At 32.9% G+C, this 20,205-nt stretch carries 16 protein-coding genes; 10 read left to right on the top strand and 6 right to left on the bottom strand.

What is annotated here, in order from left to right:
- Nucleotides 1–40: 40 nt before the first annotated feature.
- Nucleotides 41–796, top strand: a complete 756-nt coding sequence (locus OM075_RS11255; protein ID WP_301190614.1) for a tetratricopeptide repeat protein — start codon at nucleotides 41–43, stop codon at nucleotides 794–796.
- A 41-nt stretch (nucleotides 797–837) separates the two neighbouring features.
- Here OM075_RS11255 and OM075_RS11260 read toward each other — a convergent pair whose 3' ends face one another.
- Together OM075_RS11260 and OM075_RS11265 are read right to left on the bottom strand one after the other, a co-directional pair.
- Complete coding sequence (locus tag OM075_RS11260) at nucleotides 838–1,155, bottom strand: STAS domain-containing protein (RefSeq protein ID WP_301190615.1); 318 nt, start codon at nucleotides 1,153–1,155, stop codon at nucleotides 838–840.
- A gap of 14 nt (nucleotides 1,156–1,169) precedes the next feature.
- The gene (locus OM075_RS11265; protein ID WP_301190616.1) at nucleotides 1,170–1,649 is read right to left on the bottom strand and encodes an Hpt domain-containing protein; all 480 of its coding nucleotides are present in this window, start codon (nucleotides 1,647–1,649) and stop codon (nucleotides 1,170–1,172) included.
- Nucleotides 1,650–1,972: 323 nt separating this feature from the next.
- Between OM075_RS11265 and gcvT the strand changes: the two genes are divergently transcribed.
- The 3 genes from gcvT (at nucleotide 1,973) to OM075_RS11280 (ending at nucleotide 5,595) form a co-directional block, all read left to right on the top strand.
- Entirely contained in the window at nucleotides 1,973–3,055 is a 1,083-nt protein-coding gene (gene gcvT, locus OM075_RS11270) for a glycine cleavage system aminomethyltransferase GcvT (RefSeq protein ID WP_301190617.1), read from the top strand.
- 469 nt (nucleotides 3,056–3,524) lie between these two features.
- The gene (gene serC, locus OM075_RS11275) at nucleotides 3,525–4,595 is read left to right on the top strand and encodes a 3-phosphoserine/phosphohydroxythreonine transaminase (RefSeq protein WP_301190618.1); all 1,071 of its coding nucleotides are present in this window, start codon (nucleotides 3,525–3,527) and stop codon (nucleotides 4,593–4,595) included.
- A gap of 79 nt (nucleotides 4,596–4,674) precedes the next feature.
- Nucleotides 4,675–5,595 carry a 3-phosphoglycerate dehydrogenase gene (locus tag OM075_RS11280; protein WP_301190619.1) on the top strand — a complete coding sequence of 307 codons (921 nt, stop codon included), beginning with the start codon at nucleotides 4,675–4,677 and terminating at the stop codon, nucleotides 5,593–5,595.
- Between the two features lie 471 nt (nucleotides 5,596–6,066).
- On the opposite strand, the gene OM075_RS11285 is transcribed toward OM075_RS11280, so the two are convergent.
- From OM075_RS11285 to OM075_RS11295, 3 genes are all read right to left on the bottom strand, one after another.
- Nucleotides 6,067–7,455, bottom strand: a complete 1,389-nt coding sequence (locus OM075_RS11285; RefSeq protein ID WP_301190620.1) for an ArnT family glycosyltransferase — start codon at nucleotides 7,453–7,455, stop codon at nucleotides 6,067–6,069.
- 11 nt (nucleotides 7,456–7,466) lie between these two features.
- The gene (locus OM075_RS11290; RefSeq protein ID WP_301190621.1) at nucleotides 7,467–8,225 is read right to left on the bottom strand and encodes a glycosyltransferase; all 759 of its coding nucleotides are present in this window, start codon (nucleotides 8,223–8,225) and stop codon (nucleotides 7,467–7,469) included.
- A 90-nt stretch (nucleotides 8,226–8,315) separates the two neighbouring features.
- A complete protein-coding gene (locus OM075_RS11295) occupies nucleotides 8,316–10,235 on the bottom strand; it encodes an AAA domain-containing protein (RefSeq protein WP_301190622.1) in 1,920 nt (639 codons plus the stop codon).
- A 578-nt stretch (nucleotides 10,236–10,813) separates the two neighbouring features.
- Between OM075_RS11295 and OM075_RS11300 the strand changes: the two genes are divergently transcribed.
- The 6 genes from OM075_RS11300 (at nucleotide 10,814) to OM075_RS11325 (ending at nucleotide 17,689) form a co-directional block, all read left to right on the top strand.
- Nucleotides 10,814–11,851 carry a sugar kinase gene (locus OM075_RS11300; protein WP_301190623.1) on the top strand — a complete coding sequence of 346 codons (1,038 nt, stop codon included), beginning with the start codon at nucleotides 10,814–10,816 and terminating at the stop codon, nucleotides 11,849–11,851.
- Between the two features lie 334 nt (nucleotides 11,852–12,185).
- Nucleotides 12,186–12,857 carry a bifunctional 4-hydroxy-2-oxoglutarate aldolase/2-dehydro-3-deoxy-phosphogluconate aldolase gene (locus OM075_RS11305; RefSeq protein ID WP_301190624.1) on the top strand — a complete coding sequence of 224 codons (672 nt, stop codon included), beginning with the start codon at nucleotides 12,186–12,188 and terminating at the stop codon, nucleotides 12,855–12,857.
- Between the two features lie 90 nt (nucleotides 12,858–12,947).
- On the top strand, nucleotides 12,948–13,790 hold the full coding sequence (locus OM075_RS11310; RefSeq protein WP_301190625.1) for an SDR family oxidoreductase: 843 nt from the start codon (nucleotides 12,948–12,950) through the stop codon (nucleotides 13,788–13,790).
- Between the two features lie 123 nt (nucleotides 13,791–13,913).
- On the top strand, nucleotides 13,914–15,101 hold the full coding sequence (gene uxuA, locus OM075_RS11315; protein ID WP_301190626.1) for a mannonate dehydratase: 1,188 nt from the start codon (nucleotides 13,914–13,916) through the stop codon (nucleotides 15,099–15,101).
- 26 nt (nucleotides 15,102–15,127) lie between these two features.
- Entirely contained in the window at nucleotides 15,128–16,576 is a 1,449-nt protein-coding gene (locus OM075_RS11320) for an MFS transporter (protein WP_301190627.1), read from the top strand.
- Between the two features lie 60 nt (nucleotides 16,577–16,636).
- On the top strand, nucleotides 16,637–17,689 hold the full coding sequence (locus OM075_RS11325) for a LacI family DNA-binding transcriptional regulator (RefSeq protein ID WP_301190628.1): 1,053 nt from the start codon (nucleotides 16,637–16,639) through the stop codon (nucleotides 17,687–17,689).
- Nucleotides 17,690–17,706: 17 nt separating this feature from the next.
- Here OM075_RS11325 and OM075_RS11330 read toward each other — a convergent pair whose 3' ends face one another.
- Complete coding sequence (locus OM075_RS11330; protein WP_301190629.1) at nucleotides 17,707–20,184, bottom strand: DUF5686 family protein; 2,478 nt, start codon at nucleotides 20,182–20,184, stop codon at nucleotides 17,707–17,709.
- Between the last annotated feature and the right edge of the window lie 21 nt (nucleotides 20,185–20,205).

Consider the following 20,205-nt stretch of genomic DNA (forward strand, 5'->3'; position numbering starts at 1 on the left):
AATACTGCAAACTATAGGTTACACATTAAATTGAAAGACAATGAAACGTATTATATTTTTATTTATATCAATCTTATTTTTATCTGTTAGCTCTTTTGCGAGTAATGATGCAAGATTTGATAAAGCAAATGAGCTTTTCCAGAATCAAAACTACAGCGAAGCTATTACTGCTTATGAAGAAATTCTTAATTCAGGAATGGAAAGCGGAGATGTTTATTTCAACCTGGGAAATGCTTATTACAAGTCAGGGAATTTGCCTAAAGCAATATTAAATTATGAAAGAGCAAAGTTAATATTGCCACATGATAAAGATATATCATACAACTTACAAATGGCAAATTCTCAAATAACAGATAAACTTGAAACTGTAGGAGAATTTTTCTTAATAACCTGGTTTAAAAGCTTCCGTAACACAACTAAATCAGACACCTGGGCTATCATTTCAATCGTTACATTTGCTTTAGGTTTATTACTGTTAGCTATTTTCATGTTTACAAGATCCAAATCCTTGAAACAAATAGCTTTCTTTTCAGCCATTATTCTTATTCTGGTATGCATTACATCAATTAGCTTCTCTGCAAAGCAAAAGAACATGCTTACTAATAGAAATGGAGCTATTATATTTGAACCGTCCGTAACAATAAAAAGTTCGCCATCTGTAAGTGGAACAGAATTATTTATTTTACATGAAGGAACTAAGGTTAAAATTTTAGAATCGGTTAGTGATTGGTACAGGATACAAATAAGTGATGGTAATGATGGTTGGTTACCCTCTTCAACTGTAGAAATAATATAATAAAAAAGGTGATTCAAAATTGAATCACCTTTTTTTATCTTTTAATTTTCCTTAGAATAAATATCAAATACTTTATCAAGCTTCATGAGTTTTAAAAGACTCATAACATCATCTTGTACACAACACAGATAAAAATTATTATTGTTTTGTCTGGCTGTTTTTAAAGCTGAAATAATTACACCAATACCAGTACTGTCAATAAATTTTATATTCGAAAGATTTAAAACTACTTTTTCCTTACTTTCAGATACAACTTTAGTCAACGCAATTTTTACTTCTTCCGCAGTAGCAGCAGTTAATCTATCGGATTTATTGATACTAATAATATTAACTTCTTTATTATTCTTTACTTCTAACATGAGCTATATATGGTTTAATAGGTACTTATTACTTGTGAAAGCTCTTTAACAGCCTCACCACAAACATCATTAAATTTATTAATAAGTTTTGTTAATTCTGAAATATTGGCATTTTCTTTTACCCAATTTATTCTGTCTTCAGGATAACCTTCAAAATTTCTTTTTAATGTGCTGATTTCTTCTTTTTGGGCTTCTGTAATACTTGTCTTTTCTTCTAATTCTAAAATTCGCAATTGCTTTGCCAGCAATTCCAGATTTTTTAAATCTACATTTCCCAACTCTTGCATACCCATTGATACAACAGAAGATTTAGCTTTATGTGCAATAGCGGCAATCTTAAGCCAATTCTTTTCTCCTAAATTTTGCTCAAATCCTTCTGTAAACTCAGGCATCTGGTCTAAAAAGATTTCAACCAATTCTTTTATGATACTTGTATCTCCATCTGCAATACCCTCTAAATAAGTCAGATCTACATATTTATTATTTTCTTCCATAAGGTAAGGTCTTCGTATATACAAAAATTATAATACAAATCTACTTTTTTTTATCAAATAACCATATTATCCCTTTAAAATTTAAACGTTTAATAAATAAATTCAATTTCATATTTCAACATAATTATATCCTTCAAAATAGAATATAAATCATATTTGACGAGTCTCATAATTCATACATTTGTATACAATAAATTTATAATGATTAAGTAATATAAGAATAATAAAAACAAATGTAACGAGTCATTTGAGTGGTTTTCTAACGCAGACAGATAATTATTCAGGTAAGTTCCATTTGGCCTTAAACAAAAAATTATATACAAATGAAAAAGACAGCTTTATTTGAACTACATAAAAAATTTGAAGCTAAAATTGTACCTTTTGCAGGTTTTGAAATGCCTGTAGAATACGCAGGAATTAGTAAGGAACACATTCAGGTTAGAGAATCTGTAGGTGTATTTGATGTATCACATATGGGCGAATTCTGGGTTAAAGGACCTAAAGCCCTTGATTTTATCCAAAAAGTAACTACTAACGATGCTTCAACCCTAACTATTGGTAAAGCTCAATACAGTTGTTTCCCTAATGGTAAAGGTGGTATTGTTGATGACTTATTGGTATATAAGTATGAAGATGAAAAATATATGTTAGTAGTTAACGCTGCTAATATTGATAAAGATTGGGAATGGTGCAATGCGAACAATACAGTGGGTGCTGAGCTTGAAAACGCATCTGACAAAATTTCTCAATTAGCTATTCAGGGGCCTGATGCAATCAAAGTACTTCAAAAACTAACGGATGTAAATTTATCTGAGATTCCTTATTATTGTTTTACAACAGGAAGTTTTGCTGGCATTGATGACGTTATCATTTCAAATACCGGTTATACTGGTGCAGGAGGTTTTGAATTATATATGTATAACGAACATGCTGTTGAAATCTGGGAGAAAGTATTTGAAGCAGGTAAAGAATTTGACATTGCACCTATTGGTTTGGGAGCTCGTGATACATTAAGACTGGAAAAAGGATTTTGTTTGTATGGTAATGATATTGATGATACAACTTCGCCTATTGAAGCAGGATTAGGCTGGATTACCAAATTTACAGAAACAAAGGATTTTATTGATAAAGATGTTTTATTAAAACAAAAAAATGAAGGCGTTAATAAAAAACTAAAAGGTTTTAAAATGATCGACAAAGGAATCCCTCGACACGGATACGAAATTGTTGATCAGGATGACAATATTATTGGAACCGTTACATCTGGAACTCATTCTCCAATTTTGAAATATGGAATTGGAATGGGATATTTAAATAGTGAATACAGTAAAATTGGTACTGCTATTTATATAAAAGTAAGAAACAGAAAATTAAAAGCTGAAGTGGTTAAATTACCATTTGTTTAATTGTATTATTATACATTTTTAGTTATGAAAAGAATCTTTGTCGTATATAAATACATTATTTAGGCTTCCGATTGGTATTAAAACGCAAGTTTAAAATGATTTTTATCACTGATTAAAGATTTTTTTCATGATTTAAATTAGGTTCTATCAACTCAATTACTACCATTTACCACACTGTATATCTGCATTTTAAATACATAATACTCCATTAGCAACAGTATTTAATATAACAATTTATTATGGAATATAACTATGTTTTATTATAAATTCTGGGTATTAGTGACATATTTTTCTAATTTTGCGCTAGAAATCGAATCAGATAAGTCATAAAGCTTATAAAAATACAGTTTTAATAAGTTAAGGTTATTTGATACGATATTTATCAAATGTGATTTATTAAGTATTAACCATTATCGATACTATAGCTATGCAAATGGCTATCTAAGTGTAAAACAAAATTATTTAACGCATGAAAAAGCATAATTTTTACGCCGGACCATCAATTTTACCGGAATACACAATCAAAAACACAGCTGAAGCTGTTATGAATTTTGCAGGAACAGGTTTATCTGTTATGGAAATTTCTCATAGATCCAAAGAATTTGTAGCGGTAATGGATGAAGCCATTTCACTTGTTAATGAATTATTAGATCTTCCAGCTGGATATAAAGTGATTTTTGTAGGTGGTGGTGCAAGTACACAATTTTGCATGGCTCCATTTAACTTATTAAAAACAAAAGCTGCTTATTTAAACACTGGAGCATGGGCTTCAAAAGCTCAAAAAGAAGCAAAACTTTTTGGTGAAGTTGTTGAGGTTGCTTCTTCTAAAGATAAAAACTATACTTATATCCCTAAGAATTTTGAAGTTCCAGCTGATGCTGATTATTTACATATCACTTCTAATAACACTATTTATGGTACTGAAATCAAAACTGATTTAGATCTAGGTGTTAGATTAGTGGCAGATATGTCATCTGATATTTTCTCTCGTCCAATTGATGTTTCTAAATACGATATTATTTATGCTGGAGCTCAGAAAAACCTTGCTCCATCAGGTGTTACAATTGCAATTGTTAACGAAAATGCTTTAGGACAAGTAGAAAGAGCAATTCCTACAATGTTAGACTACAGAACTCACATTGAAAAAGAATCAATGTTTAATACGCCTCCAGTATTACCTGTATTCGCTGCGCTTCAAACTTTACAATGGTTAAAAGCTCAAGGTGGTGTTGCTGAAATGCAAAAGAAAAACATTGAGAAAGCTTCGCTTCTTTATGATGAAATTGACAGCAATAAATTCTTCAAAGCAACAGTTGAAGCTGAAGAAGATCGTTCTTTAATGAATATTTGTTTTGTTATGAATGATGAATACACTGAATTAGAAAAAGACTTTATGGAATTAGCAACATCTAAAGGTTGTGTTGGTATCAAAGGTCACCGTTCTGTTGGTGGATTCCGTGCTTCTACTTACAATGCATTACCAAAAGAAAGCGTTGAAGTATTGGTTGCTGCAATGAAAGAATTTGCTGCTAAGCACTAAAATATGATTTTTAAACCGAAGTTTATTTTAAACTTCGGTTTTGTTTTCTATCTAATCAAAAATATCAATTCAATATATCATGACTAAAGTACTTGTTGCTACAGAAAAACCTTTTGCAAAGGCAGCTGTAGATAAAATTGAAGCTATTGTAAAAGAAGCAGGCTTTGAGTTTGCTTTACTTGAAAAATATACTGACAAAGCAGATCTTTTAAACGCAGTTAAAGATGCATCTGCACTTATTGTTCGTTCTGATAATGTTACTGCTGAAGTTGTTGAAGCTGCTGCAGATTTAAAAATTGTTGTAAGAGCTGGTGCTGGATATGACAACCTTGATCTTGAAGCTTGTACAGCAAACAATGTTGTTGCAATGAACACTCCAGGACAAAATTCAAACGCAGTTGCTGAATTAGCATTTGGAATGATGATTTCAATGGCTCGTAATGCATACAATGGAACTGCAGGAACAGAATTAAGAGGTAAAAAAATCGGTATCCACGCTTATGGTAACGTAGGTGTTTATGTAGCAAAAATAGCTCAGGGAATTGGAATGGAAGTTTATGCTTTTGATCCATTTGTAAGCGCAGATAAAATGAAAGCTGACGGTGTTACTCCTGTTGATTCAGTAGAAGAATTATATGCTACTTGTCAATACGTTTCATTACACATCCCTGCTAACGACAAAACTAAACAGTCCATCAACTTTGACTTATTATCAAAAATGCCTGCAAATGCAGTTCTAGTAAACACTGCACGTAAAGAAGTAATTCACGAAGCAGACATGATTAAGTTAATGAATGAAAGAGCTGACTTCTCTTATATTTCGGATATTGCTCCGGATAACAAAGATGAGTATGCTGCATTTGAAGGAAGATATTTCTTTACTCCTAAAAAAATGGGTGCTCAAACAGCTGAAGCAAACATCAATGCTGGTGTTGCTGCTGCCAACCAAATTGTTGACTTTATTAAAAACGGAAATAAAACTTTCCAGGTTAACAAATAGAAAACAGATACTAATTACATTATAATATTTAGGCTACTCTTAACGGAGTAGCCTTTTTTATTATTCTACACAGTTGAACTTAAAAATGGAATCTTAGTTTTATATGATTATCATTATTAAACTCCTTACAAATTCATATAAAACTGAGTACAAATTTACTTTTAACTTACAATTTGTTTAATCTACTTATTGATAGAATATTTTGATCTTGTAATAATATATATTAACAACTTTAAAATATAATTTGAATAGTTATAAATTAAAATTGATAGATCAATAATTAATATCGGTACAACAAGAACTATTTTCGAACAATTAAAACAAGCCGTCTATCTCATACTAATATATTTCGAACTCATCAATATTTAATTCTATCTTATGATAAAGGGCTTCGAACAAGTATCATTCTAATGAAAAAAAAGCCCGGAAAATTTTTTCCAGGCTTTGATACCAATTCTATATATTAATGCTTTAATTGCTTGAATATATTGTATTTTTCATAGATTGATGTTCTGAACTAAGACCTTCAATTGAATATTCAGGATTTCGTTTTAGTGTTTTATTCTTAATAATTACATAGAAAGCTTCACCTTGAACGATCTTATTGTGCAACTCTTCGTAGCTTATAGTCTCCACCTTACCCCTACTGTAAAACTGACTGGAATAACTCTTTTTTCCCAGGTAATAAAGCGGCTTATTTAATTCTCCAACCGATTCAATTAAATACTTATCTGTATTACTGTACTTTTCCAGATTATTATTGAATAAACCTACCACTAAAGCGATGGCTGCTAAAGAAGGTAAAATCAAACTAATAATCACATTAGTCTTCTTTCTTTTAATAGCATCCCAGTAATGTACAACCAACAATGCTATAGGCGGCATTACCGGTAAAACATAAGTATGAATTAAACTTTTTGAAACAGTGAAAAATAAAGGAGTCCAAACCATCCAGGCTACTAAAAAGAAAACCCATTTATCCTTGATAGCAACACTCCTATTCTTCCATAAATTCCCAATCACTACCTGAAACCATGGTAATGCCATTCCTAAAAGAAAAAGCCATACAATACCTAATGGTTGCTGCTTTGGAAATCCATATTTATCACCCTTCCAGCTCGAATCAACAAAACGCTTAAAATGCTCACCTACGATAAAATAATCCAAAAATCCTTCCGTTTTTTGTTCGGCTAAAATATACCATGGTACTGCAATTAAAAGCATAATTGGAATCCCAATTAACCAGGGTATTCTTGTAAACAGATTTTTCCATTGTTTAAACCACACTACCCAAATGAAGACTGGGGGACCTGTAAGTATAATTGCTATTGGTCCCTTTGCCAGCAAACCAATCCCTACTCCCACAAACATCAAGTATCCCCAAATATTCTTTTTGGGTTCATTAATCTGCTTCCAGAAACCAATCATAATTAAAGTAATTGCCAATAACAAACTAGTATCTGTTGAAACAACTCCTGCATGCAATAAAAACTGCGGCAAAGTAAACATTACAAAAGCAGATATAAATAAACCCAATCCTTTTTCTTTAACAGCTTTTGATACAATAAAAACAATTAGCAAACAAAGCAAAAAAGCAGGGAATCGAACTGCAAATTCATTTACTCCAAACACCTTCATACTTAAGGCTGATAACCATGTATTCAATGGTGGTTTAGCCCAAAACGGAACGCCATAATCAATTTGAGGTGTAATCCAGTTATTTGTTTCATACATGATTCGTGCAATCTCTGCATATCTGGCCTCGGTTTTATCCATTAAAGGAAGAATTGCATTTAACAGTAATCGTATTAAAAGAATTCCAACAAGACTATAGCGAAAGAACTTTTTGTTATTTAACATTGATCGGACAATTATTTATTATACTTTTTATTTATTCTATATAAATCGAGCCATAGTTTCAAAGAATACGAGAATTTAACTTTCGATTCATCCTTATCAATCCATGCCTTTAAAGGAATCTCTCGTGCTAACTTTTTAATTTCTTTACCTTTATACAGATGTTTTATTCTAAAGAAAAGCTCCACGTCAAACAACCATTTAGAAATAAAGGCATCCTTAAATATTTTTTCAGCCAAATCTCTGGTAAACACCTTACATCCACACTGAGTATCATATACATTCATTCCTAAAATTACAGATATAACAGTAGCAATAACTCTACCTATTAAATGACGATATAACTTTCTGTCAATTCGATTATCTATTTTCTGAATACGTGAAGCAAAAGCAAACACAACATCTTTTTCAATTCTTTTACTGATTCTGATACATTCGTTTAAAGATGTTGCCAAATCAGAATCTAAAAAAGCGATTTTATGAAATTCTAAATTCTGATCATAACAATATTGCACTCCACTTCGCACGGCAGCAGCCTTTCCTCCATTTTTCTTTAAAACATTGATAAAAACTCTTTCCGGAGCTACAGCTTTAATCTCTTCAAGCACATCTATGGTATGATCTGTTGATCCGTCGTCAGAAAAAACAATTTTACAACGCTCTGTCTGATATAAAAATTCAATAAAATCATTTTTGGGTAGGCGGGTATATTCATTATAGCAGGGTACAACAATTGCTATATTTTCATCCTTCATCATATAAATACTGATCATTTACTGGCTATCACAAACCAATTGAATTATTGCGTTATTAAGCTGATGCAAAAGTACTAAATCATTTTAATTACAGATTATCGCAACGAATTAATACGACATATACTCAAATGCACTTCGATAGGAACCAATTTCATTTACGAAATCAAGGAACTTACTGTAAAAATCATGCTGACCAACTGTTGCACTATCACCTATTATAACAAGTTTTTTTCGAGCCCTGGTAATCGCAACATTCATTCTTCTGATATCTTTTAAAAAACCAATATCTCCCTTTTCATTGGATCGAACCAAACTAATATAAATTACATCACGCTCCTGTCCCTGAAAAGAATCAATAGTATTAACTGCAACTACAGGTTTTAACTGCTCGTAACTTTCTTCAATTCCTTTTAGGGTTTCCATTAAAAGGTTGACCTGAGCTTTATAAGGAGACACAACTCCAACAGAAACATTTGTTAGTTGATTAAATTCAAGGTTTGACAAATATTCATTCATGTGTTTTTGTAACAACTCACATTCCTCTCTATTAAAGGAACTTTTCGTTTCAGAATCCACCTGCTCAAAATAACCGCAGCCGGCAGTATCAATAAATTCAACACTTAAATCCTCATTGAACAATTTCCAGTTTTCAACCTCTTTGTTGGCAATAAGTTTGTCATTATAAAAATACCTGCTCGAAAAAGTCATAATATCTTTATGCATACGATATTGCTCTTGCAACATCACATCCATTTTATTTCTTTTAATAGCTTTTTCAAAAAGCGTTTCATCTAAACCAGCTTTGGCGGCTTCGAACGATTTTATGGTTGGAGGCAATTGACAATGATCACCGGCCAACACAACACGATTTGCTTTGGTAATAGGTATCCATGTTGCGGGCTCTAACCCTTGAGCTGCTTCATCAATAAAAACAGTACTAAATTTTCGATCACGAATTTGATAATTTGATGCACCGACCATCGTACTTGCAATAACTTGAGCGTTAGATAAAATATCATTTACAATATAATATTCAAGATGCTCTGCCTCCTTTTTTAACTTACTCGATTCCTGCAACAATAATCTTCGCTGTTGTCTTTCTTCATGGCCAAAGTTTCTTTTATATTTCATGGCCGTTTGATAATACTCTTCAGCCTGCTTTTTAACAGCTTTTAAATCCTTATAATTATTATGATGGGCTATTCTGGTATCTAGCGTCTTTTTTAATACATCTTCTGTAACTCTGGCCGGATGCCCGATACGAACAACATCCAATCCTTTTTCAGCTAATTTTTCAACCAACAAATCAACGGCTGCATTACTAGGTGCACAAACTAAAACCTGCTTTTCTGTTTTTAAAGTAAAAGAAATACTTTCAACCATTGTGGTTGTTTTTCCTGTCCCCGGAGGCCCATGAACAATAGCTATATCTTTAGCACTGTAAATTAAATTTAAGGCTTTATTTTGGCTCGCATTCAAAAAATTCAGTTCTACCAAACCTTTATCATCCAATTCCCCCTCTGCACTACCTAAAATAATATGCTTTAGATTTGCCAACCTTTCATCCTGAGGTTGTAAAACGATTTTTAGAGCACGCTCCATTTCAAGATATGAATTCTCATCAAATAACAATTGAACGCCCAAATTCCCATCTCTTAACCAATCTGGTTCCGAATCGGCATTCAGTGTAATAATCATATCATTATCCCGAACCTGATTAACCACACCATTTACTGCGTATTTTTGTTCATTATTGTTTCCGGCATTTGAAAACAATGAAACTAATTTCCCGGATTGAAATAAATGTGAATGATTATGCTCTTTTGGTCTGGAAACCTTAATTAATAATCTTTCACCAGCGTCAAATTTTGTTCTATCAACAACCAACGGGTACCAGCAAACACCCTCCTTACGTCTCTCGTTTACAGAGGTATTAGCCATTTTGCGTTTATATTGAATAAGATCTTCCTCCTTTTCCTGCATTAACAAGGCATAAACCTTTTCAAGTTCTTTATCAATTGTATTCATTAATAGCGATTTTGTTGCGAATATACATTTTTTGAAATAATCCAATTTCCATTTAAATCATGATTTGAGAAGTTTCAAAAATTCTCCATAATTACTTTTCATATCCTTTTCGTTAACTTTAACGACCTATCAAAAACATAAATCACTTTACATTACCCCTAAAAACTATTAATACACAATAAAAAAATACGGCTCCCACATATTTTACCTATACATTTGATATACTATAACTTACAAAACATAAATACACGATTAAATGCTAATTTAATTTAGTGCAACACCTAACTCATTAAAATGTTAAATATTTTGGTAGTTAAAAAATGTTTTATACTTTCGTGTTCGTTAACGGTAATAATTAACGTAAATTTAATACAAACAACATCATGTATTTTAATTAATCACCTGTAGTTCAGATATGTAATTAATTCTCAAATTTTATATTTGACAAATTACTTATAAGAATTCAATAGATGGTGATCATTTAAAAACAAAGAGTTTATAGATATTTAAATAAAAACCGTTAAGGTTACCGAAGTCAAAGTATAAAATATCAACTTTTAATCTTAATTAAATAAACAATGGCAAAAAAAGTAGTAACCTTTGGAGAAATTATGCTCCGTTTTGCAACTCCTGAGTACCAACGTTTTTCTCAGGCTACATCATACAAAGCTTCATTCGGAGGAGGAGAAGCAAACGTTGCAGTTTCATTGGCAAACTATGGTATAGATGTGTCGTTTATAACTCGTTTACCTAAAAATGATATTGGAAAAGCATGTAAAATGGACCTACTTAAGCATTCTGTAAAAGTAGATGACATTGTGTATGGTGGAGACAGATTAGGAACTTACTATCTTGAAACAGGAGCTGTAGCTCGTGCTAGTAAAGTTGTTTATGACAGAGCATACTCTGCTTTCTCTGAAATTAAACCTGGTATGGTAAACTGGGAAGAAGTTCTTAAAGATGCTGATTTCTTCCACTGGACAGGAATTACTCCTGCTGTTTCTCAAGGAGCTGCAGATGCTTGTCTTGAAGCAATTAAAGTTGCTAACAAATTAGGTGTTACTGTTTCTACAGACCTTAACTACCGTAAAAACCTTTGGAAATATGGTAAAACAGCTTCTGAAGTGATGCCAGAATTAGTTGCTGGTTGCGATATTGTTTTAGGTAATGAAGAAGATGCTGAAATGGTTTTAGGTATTAAACCGGAAGGCGTAGATATTACAGGAGGACATGTAGATGCTGAGGCTTACAGAAGTGTATCTCAACAAATCATGACTCAATTCCCTCGTGTTAAAAAAGTTATTACAACTTTACGTGGATCTGTTAATGCTAACCACAACACCTGGTCTGGAGTTTTATACGATGGTAAAGATTTATTTAAAGCTGCTGATTATGATATTACACACATTGTTGACCGTGTAGGTGGTGGTGATTCATTTATGGGTGGATTAATTTATGGTTTACTTACTTATGTAGGTGACGATCAGAAAGCCATTGAGTTTGCAACAGCTGCTTCATGCCTGAAACACACAATTCATGGTGATTACAACCTTGCTACTGTTGAAGAGGTTGAAAAACTAATGGGTGGTGATGCTTCAGGTAGAGTATCACGATAATTAGATTTAAAATATAAGGTGATTCAGAAACAATTTTGCCACGCATACTACATCCAAATATATAATGTGTCGTAAATAAAGTTTTTGAAGAATTATTTAGTTTTTGAATAGATAGTAAACGTACTATCATATTTAACATACAATTGTATGTAATGCATAATTGTTTTTGAGCACTTTATATCAAAATATTTTTTGGATTTATAAAGATGATAGATTGAGTGAAATATTTATGAGGGGAAGTTTTCCGGGCACAAAAAACTTTTTCATCAACACCTCTGGATCAGGTTCATCAATCTATCATCACTATTAAAGAACAAGTTAACATTAAAATATAATGGCAAAATATTCAAAACTAGAAGTATTTCAAGCTATGAAAGAAACAGGAGTTGTTCCTGTATTTTTCGATAAAGATATTGAAGTTTGTAAAGCGGTTCTAAAATCATGTTATGATGGCGGTATCCGCGTTTTTGAGTTTGTAAACAGAGGTGATTTTGCTCACGAAGTATTTGGTGAGTTAAATAAATATGCTCTTGAAAACTTACCAGGAATGATCCTTGGTGCAGGTTCTATTGTAGAAGAAGCTACTACTGCTTTATATATTCAATTAGGAGCTAACTTTATTGTATCTCCTTTATTAAACGAAAATATGGCTAAAATCTGTAACCGCAGAAAAGTAATGTGGTCTCCAGGTTGTGGTACAATTTCAGAAATCAACAAAGCTCAGGAGTTAGGTTCTGACTTAGTAAAATGTTTCCCAGCTTCAGAAGTCGGTGGTCCTTCTTTTGTAAAGGCTGTAAAAGCTCCAATGCCTTGGACGGATATTATGCCAACAGGAGGTGTTGATACTTCAAAAGAAAACTTAGAAAAATGGTTTGCTGCAGGTGTTACTTGTGTAGGAATGGGTTCTAAACTTTTCCCAAGTGATGTAATGGCAAACAAAGACTGGAACGCTTTAACAGAAGTTGTTAAGGAGTTAATGTCTAACATTGAAGCTGCAAGAAAATAATATCAATCATTATAAATACAAAGTATAAAAGTTAGCCATGCTATTTGATAATCATTCTTTTATACTTTGTATTCTTCAAAATCATTCTTTATGGTTCCCTTAAATTTATCAAACAAAGTTGCGGTTATTACCGGAGGTGGTGGTGTACTATGTTCTACCATGGCAAAGAGTCTTGCTTCGCAAGGAGTTAAAACTGCAATTTTAGATTTAAATTTAGAAGCTGCACAAAAAGTTGCTTCTGAAATAGAAAACGAATACAATGTTAAGTCAATAGGTATTTCTGCAAACGTTTTAGACAAAGAATCTTTAAATTCTGCTAAAAAAGTTATTAATGAAAAATTAGGTACCATTGACTATCTGGTAAATGGTGCCGGGGGAAACGCTGCAAGTGCTACAACGCAAGCTGAATTTTTAACTGACGAGTATTTAAATAATCTTGATGATACTTTCTTTGGTTTAGAAATGGAAGGCTTCGATAAAGTATTTGCCTTAAACTTTCAGGGAACATTACTTCCTTCAATGGTTTTTGCTATGGATATGTTAGATAAAAAAGCAGGATCTATTATCAACGTATCTTCTATGAATTCTTATACTCCATTAACTAAAATTCCGGCTTACTCTGCAGCTAAGGCAGCCATTAACAACTTCACTCAATGGTTAGCTGTTCACTTTGCAAAAACTGGCATCAGAGTAAATGCAATTGCTCCGGGCTTCCTTCTAACAAACCAAAACCGCTTTTTACTTATTGACGAAAAAACAGGAGAGGCAACTCCACGAGGAGAAAAGATTATTAGAAACACTCCAATGGAAAGATATGGTGAACCAGAAGAATTAACTGGTACAATGCTATACCTTCTATCTGATTGGGCAAACTTTATTACAGGAGTAGTTATTCCTGTTGATGGTGGTTTTAGCGCATACTCCGGAGTATAGACAATAAACCATTATCAAGTTAAAAATATAGATTATATTGGTCTGAATTTTTATTATTAATCTATAAAACTTCAGACCAATAGTGTGAGAATATTAAAGTGCTTTTAATTTAAAGTAAAAACGATGGCTATAGAACAAACATGGCGCTGGTATGGTCCTAACGACCGGATTACGCTCGATGATATAAAACAAACAGGTGCTACAGGAATTGTTACAGCACTACATCACATCCCTAACGGAGAGGTTTGGACCAAAGAAGAAATTCTTATTCGTAAAAACATGATTGAAGAACACGGACTTTCATGGTCTGTGGTTGAAAGTGTTCCTGTTCACGAAGACATAAAAAAACAAACCGGCAATTGGGACTTGTACGTTAAAAATTACCAGGAATCTATACAAAATCTGGGAGAATGCGGAATTCAAACTATCTGCTATAATTTCATGCCTGTTCTGGATTGGTCGCGTACAAACTTAAATTTTCAAGCAAAGGAAGGTTCTTATGCATTAATTTATCAACAAAAAGTTTTTGCAGCATTTGATATTTACATCTTAAAAAGAACTAATGCTGAAAATGACTATACTGATAAAATAAAGGCTGAAGCTAAAGAATATTTTGAAAGCCTTGACGAGAAAGGTGTCGAAGAATTAACAAATACTGTAATTAAAGGACTACCTGGTGCTGAAGAAAGTTATACACTGGAACAATTCCAATCAGTATTAGATGCTTATAAGGATATTGATGATAAGAAACTAAAAAAACACCTATTAGAGTTTCTTAATGCTATAATTCCAGTTGCTGAGCGTGCCGGAGTCAGAATGGCAATCCATCCTGATGATCCACCATGGGGATTACTTGGATTACCTCGTGTGGTAAGTACTCTTGAAGATGCAAAAGATATTATCAGTACTGTTGATTCTATTTCCAATGGTGTTACACTTTGTACCGGATCATGGGGTGCAGGATATTTCAATGATCTTTCAGTTATGGCTGAAGAACTGGCTCCAAGAATCAACTTTGCTCACTTAAGAAATGTAAGTAGAGACACTGATCACAACTTTAGTGAAGACATGCTTTTTGATGGAGATGTTGATATCTATTCAGTCTTAAAAACAATTGTTCTTGAAGAAGAACGTCGCAAAAAGGAAGGCCGAAACGACTTTTCTATACCAGTACGTCCTGACCATGGTCATCAAATGTTAGGAGATATTGGCCATCCAAATAATCCTGGATATTCATTATACGGAAGAATGAAAGGTTTAGCAGAAATCAGAGGTTTGGAATTAGGAATAAGAAGAAGTATAAGTAATTAATACATAAATCTAAAAAATACAAATTAATGTCTACTAAACAAATTAAAGAAAACATGACGAAATACAGATGGGCCATCTGTTCGTTACTATTTTTTGCCACGACGATCAACTACATGGATCGTCAGGTACTATCACTCACGTGGAAAGATTTTATTGCACCTGAGTTTCATTGGTCAAATGGTGATTACGGAAATATTACCGCGTGGTTTTCTGTATTTTATGCTATCGGTTTATTAGTTGCTGGTAGATTTGTTGACAAAATGGGAACTAAAAAAGGGTTTTTATGGGCCATTGGTGTGTGGTCTGTAGGTGCTGTTTTACATGCATTTTGCGGAATTGCTACTTCTGGAATTATTACAGGAGAATGGCTTGTTGGATTTCATGGTGCAAAAGAAGCTATTGGTACTGTTGAGAATGTAGCAAGAGTAATGAATGTTAGTGTTGTGCTATTTATCTTTGCTCGTTTTGTTTTAGCAATTGGTGAAGCAGGTAACTTCCCTGCAGCAATTAAAACCACAGCAGAATACTTCCCTAAAAAAGACAGAGCTTACGCAACCAGTATTTTTAACGCAGGGGCTACTGTTGGTGCATTAGGTGCTCCATTAACAATTCCTTTAATTGCATCTCACTTTGGTTGGGAAATGGCTTTTATCATCATTGGAGCCTTAGGTTTTGTTTGGATGGGCTTTTGGGAATTCATGTATAAAAAACCAAGTGAGCATCCAAAAGTAAACGAAGCTGAGCTTGCCTATATCAATCAGGATCACGATGAAAATGACACTACTGCAAAAGAAGCTGAAGCTATTCAAATTCCATTCTGGAAAATCTTTTCTTACAAGCAAGCATGGTCTTTTATCGTAGGTAAATTTATGACTGACGGTGTATGGTGGTTTTACTTATTCTGGACACCAGCTTACTTAAGTGATGTTTATGGATTAGCTTCTGACACAACTATGGCACAAGTTCTATTATTTGTTCTATATGCTATTACTTTATTGTCTATTATTGGAGGTTATTTACCAACGTATTTTGTAGAAAAGAAAGGAATGAATCCATATGCAGGTCGTATGAAGTCAATGCTTATTTTTGCATTCTTCCCATTACTTGCTTTATTTGCACAACCGTTAGGAGATCACTCATATTGGTTCCCAATTATTATTATTGGTATAGCAGGTGCAGCTCACCAGGCATGGTCAGCTAACATCTTCTCTACAATTGGTGATATGTTCCCAAAATCAGCTATTGCTACAATTACAGGAATTGGTGGTATGGCAGGTGGATTAGGTTCTTTCTGTATTAACAAAGGATCTGGTATGCTATTTGACTTTGCGGATAAAACAAGCATGAAATTTATGGGATTCCAGGGAATTGAAGCTGGATACTTCATTATCTTCTCAATTTGTGCTGTTGCATATTTAATTGGTTGGGCAATAATGAAAGTACTTGTTCCTCATTACAAACCTGTATCACATTAATAATTACAATATTTTTTATAGCCTGACTTATTTAAGTCAGGCTATATTTATTTAACGAATATGCCGGGAAAAACCGTACGAATAAAAGATATAGCTCTTAAGGCTGGAGTATCAATAGGAACTGTTGACAGAGTTTTACACAATCGTGGAGAGGTAAAAGCAGCTACAAAAGAAAAAGTATTGGCAATTGCTAAAAAGCTCAATTATCAACCCAATATTGCTGCACGAGCACTTAAATCACCAACATCATATAAAATAGCTGTTATTCTTCCTCGTAGTACAGGTAATAATCTATTCTGGGAAGAACATCCCAAAGGCATTGAATTAGGAAAAGAATCCACCACTCCCTTTATTGCCAATGTAAAGTATTTCAATTACGAGATGCACAATGCGGACGATTTTAAACAAGAAGCATTGAAATTAATAGAGTGGAAACCTGATGGAATAATCATAGCTCCCATCCTTAAAAATGAAACAATAGCACTATGTCATGAACTTGATGCTTTGTCTATTCCCTATACCTTTATCGACACGAATATAGAAGAATCAAACGCACTTACTTTTATTGGTGAAAATGCAAGAAAAGGGGGACGTGTGGCTGCCAGCATTATGGATGTAGGCGTTGAACAAGACAAAGATATTTTAATAGTTAACATTGCAAAGGACATTGATAATGTGATCCACCTAAACTTGCGTAATCAAGGTTTCATGAGTTATTTTATGGATCCTGGAAAACGTAACATCGGGCTTAAAATTACAGTTGAAGTACCTAGTGGAGACAGACAAGGCATTTACGAAACTTTAGATCGCGTATTTAAAAACAACCTAAACATTGGTGGCATAATGGTTTCAAGTGCACGAACTTTTGTAATTGCAGAATACCTAAAAGAACGAAATCTGGAACATCTGTTTCTTGTAGGTTACGAAGTATACGAAAAGAATAGTCAGTATTTAAAAGAAGGAATCATTAACTTTTTAATTAGCCAGAGACCTGTGGATCAGGCTGAGAAGACCTTTAAAAGATTATTTAACTATCTGGCACATAATACAACCCCGGATAAAATAGAATATCAACCAATCGACATTATCAATATTGAAAACCTGGAGAGTTAGTCAAGACTTCTATTGAACTATAATTTTACCTCAAAAAGAATTCTTATACCAAAATCAGGAGCTCCCTGAATAGATTTTGGAGCAACTCTCCAAATACCTTCTACCCTAAAAAAACGCAACACATTCTCTACTCCCGCCCCAACTTCAAGATAAGTACCATCTGCACTTCTGGCCTCTGCCGGCATATCTATACCTCCCAGTTGTTTTTCATTCAAACTTCCAATCATAGCTTTAGCAGAAACAACTTCCCTAAAACCTAATCTTTTAAGTAAAGGCAGTCTATTAAAAAAGAAACCATTTAAATGGTAATCTACATAAGTATGAACGTATTGATCATGAATAAACTCTAAATAATTGATTAAGTTAAAGTCATAACGGTAATAACCATAGGTTTCATTTCCCCTTGGAATTTCAAGCATTGTATATGGCAGTTTACCAAAAATCTTTCCAGCTTCTACTGCATAATTAAAAATGGTTTGACCAAAATACTTTTTTACATTAACTGTTGCATGAACTTTTCCATACCAGTTACTTACATTATTATACTCTACCCTACCTAAATTTGCAGCAAAATTGATTATAGGATAATCCGTAGAAACATACAAACGCATAAAACCATCATCAATCACTGTTTCTTTCCACGATAAACGTAGATTTAATCCAGCTTCCACTGCCTGTATATAATCCACTTCCTGTCCATTCATAATAAATGGATAGAATTCAGGTGAATGCTGCTTCATATAATCCAGATTAAAGCGCGTACTTAATCCTGTCCTCCATTCATTTTCATACTCCATATGTACACCTTGCTGACGATACAACTCATCAAAAGCTTCTCTTGAAAGAATACTTGAAACTAAATTAGTTTCTGATGGACTAAGCATATTTTCATATAAGTACAAGATCTTTCTGTTTTCACCCATTCTTATATATCTGTCGTCATACTCAAGTTTCAGTACTTTACGCTTAACATGATTAAATCGATAACCAACACCTCCCCTTCCTGTGAGCATTTTTGTTTCTGTACCATAGCCCAAACCACCATATAACATCCAGTTTTCACTGATTTCAGAGCTGGTTCTTCCTCCAAAATAAAAACGATACCCCTCAATCTCATTACTTTGAATAAAATCGGTATATGGCCCCAGTTCAAACTTTCCAACATCTAAATACCCATTCAATCCCATCTCTACCAAATCATTAGCCAACTTAACTGTTTTGATTTGATTCACACTATCAATAATAGCATATTTATTCAGATCATCGTCAGATAGTTTTACATGCCTGTATTGATCCCAATAATCCTCATCTCTCTTTCGGTAATCAAGGCTCTTAACGGATTCATAGTTGATATTTTTTACGGATAATTTGATTTCATCTGAAGGATTTATTACAACCTTATCGAAAGATGAACTTTCTGTAAATAATAACTCAAGGCGTTGTTTTGTTGAGTCTCCAGAAATGGGTAAGTAATCAAATTCTGCAGACAGGTGGTTGCTCTTAAAAAATACAATCGAATCATCAATCAATTGATACTCACTCTTAACTTCCATATTTTTAATAAAGTTAAGCTGATTACCACCAGAAAGTTTAGCATCAATCTCTTGAATCGCAAATCTTTTATTATCAATAATCATGTATCCCTGAAATACATTTTCTCCTTTTCGCTTGGGATAAAAAAGGACTTTATAGTTTTTAATATCATTAACCATAGTACTATCAACCAAATAGTAACGATAATAAAACCATCCATTATTGGCCAAAGGACTAACAAAATTTTGCTCATAATATTTAATATAATTCTGATAAAAATTATGACTTACATTTAATCCACTTGTATATCCACTAAATTCATAGCTATTCAAAACACCTAATCCAGATGTTTTATCAGCTAATATGGTTGACTTTTCCTTAAGAGGTTTTCTTTGAAAATCGTTTTGTACAATTTGCTCAGAAAAATAAACTGGCAGGTAAAAATTTCCGTTTTCTCCTTTCTGAAATAAATGTTTGTGATCTTTAAAAACATTAGACTTCATTAAAGATTTTTCCACATTGTTTAGTACATAATCCCATTTAGAATATTTCTCATAGAAGTATCTATTGTATTTTTCCGGGTTATTATTTTCTTTTTGCTCAACAGCATTTTTTATGATCCACCTGATTTGTTGATCGTTGGGTTTTACCTTTACCTCATTAATTGCAACAACCTCTGGTTCTAAATCTATTATTACGTCATCTTTACTTTTAGCTGCTTTTATGCTTTGTTTAAAATACCCAATTGCAGAAATACTTACTGAATCTCCAGTAAAATTTAATTTAAAGTATCCTGTAGTATCAGTAATAGTCCCTAAAGTGGTACCTTTAACATAAACATTTGCAAAAGGAACAGGTTCTCCTGTTTTTGAGTCCTTAACGGTTCCGGTTAATAATCTGTTCTGACCTGAAACTACATTTACAATTGCAAATAGAAATATCAGAATATATAGTTTTCTCATGTTTTACTTCTATGTAAAAAT

This window comes from Plebeiibacterium sediminum (assembly GCF_026013605.1).
GTDB lineage: Bacteria > Bacteroidota > Bacteroidia > Bacteroidales > Marinilabiliaceae > Saccharicrinis > Saccharicrinis sediminus.

Coding starts and splice junctions, on each gene's coding strand:
- OM075_RS11330 (WP_301190629.1), bottom strand. CDS start 20,184: ATGAGAAAACTATATATTCTGATATTTCTATTTGCAATTGTAAATGTA.
- OM075_RS11285 (WP_301190620.1), bottom strand. CDS start 7,455: ATGTTAAATAACAAAAAGTTCTTTCGCTATAGTCTTGTTGGAATTCTT.
- gcvT (WP_301190617.1), top strand. CDS start 1,973: ATGAAAAAGACAGCTTTATTTGAACTACATAAAAAATTTGAAGCTAAA.
- OM075_RS11310 (WP_301190625.1), top strand. CDS start 12,948: ATGGTTCCCTTAAATTTATCAAACAAAGTTGCGGTTATTACCGGAGGT.
- OM075_RS11320 (WP_301190627.1), top strand. CDS start 15,128: ATGTCTACTAAACAAATTAAAGAAAACATGACGAAATACAGATGGGCC.
- OM075_RS11300 (WP_301190623.1), top strand. CDS start 10,814: ATGGCAAAAAAAGTAGTAACCTTTGGAGAAATTATGCTCCGTTTTGCA.
- uxuA (WP_301190626.1), top strand. CDS start 13,914: ATGGCTATAGAACAAACATGGCGCTGGTATGGTCCTAACGACCGGATT.
- OM075_RS11260 (WP_301190615.1), bottom strand. CDS start 1,155: ATGTTAGAAGTAAAGAATAATAAAGAAGTTAATATTATTAGTATCAAT.
- OM075_RS11280 (WP_301190619.1), top strand. CDS start 4,675: ATGACTAAAGTACTTGTTGCTACAGAAAAACCTTTTGCAAAGGCAGCT.
- OM075_RS11255 (WP_301190614.1), top strand. CDS start 41: ATGAAACGTATTATATTTTTATTTATATCAATCTTATTTTTATCTGTT.
- OM075_RS11265 (WP_301190616.1), bottom strand. CDS start 1,649: ATGGAAGAAAATAATAAATATGTAGATCTGACTTATTTAGAGGGTATT.
- OM075_RS11305 (WP_301190624.1), top strand. CDS start 12,186: ATGGCAAAATATTCAAAACTAGAAGTATTTCAAGCTATGAAAGAAACA.
- OM075_RS11290 (WP_301190621.1), bottom strand. CDS start 8,225: ATGATCAGTATTTATATGATGAAGGATGAAAATATAGCAATTGTTGTA.
- OM075_RS11295 (WP_301190622.1), bottom strand. CDS start 10,235: ATGAATACAATTGATAAAGAACTTGAAAAGGTTTATGCCTTGTTAATG.
- OM075_RS11325 (WP_301190628.1), top strand. CDS start 16,637: ATGCCGGGAAAAACCGTACGAATAAAAGATATAGCTCTTAAGGCTGGA.
- serC (WP_301190618.1), top strand. CDS start 3,525: ATGAAAAAGCATAATTTTTACGCCGGACCATCAATTTTACCGGAATAC.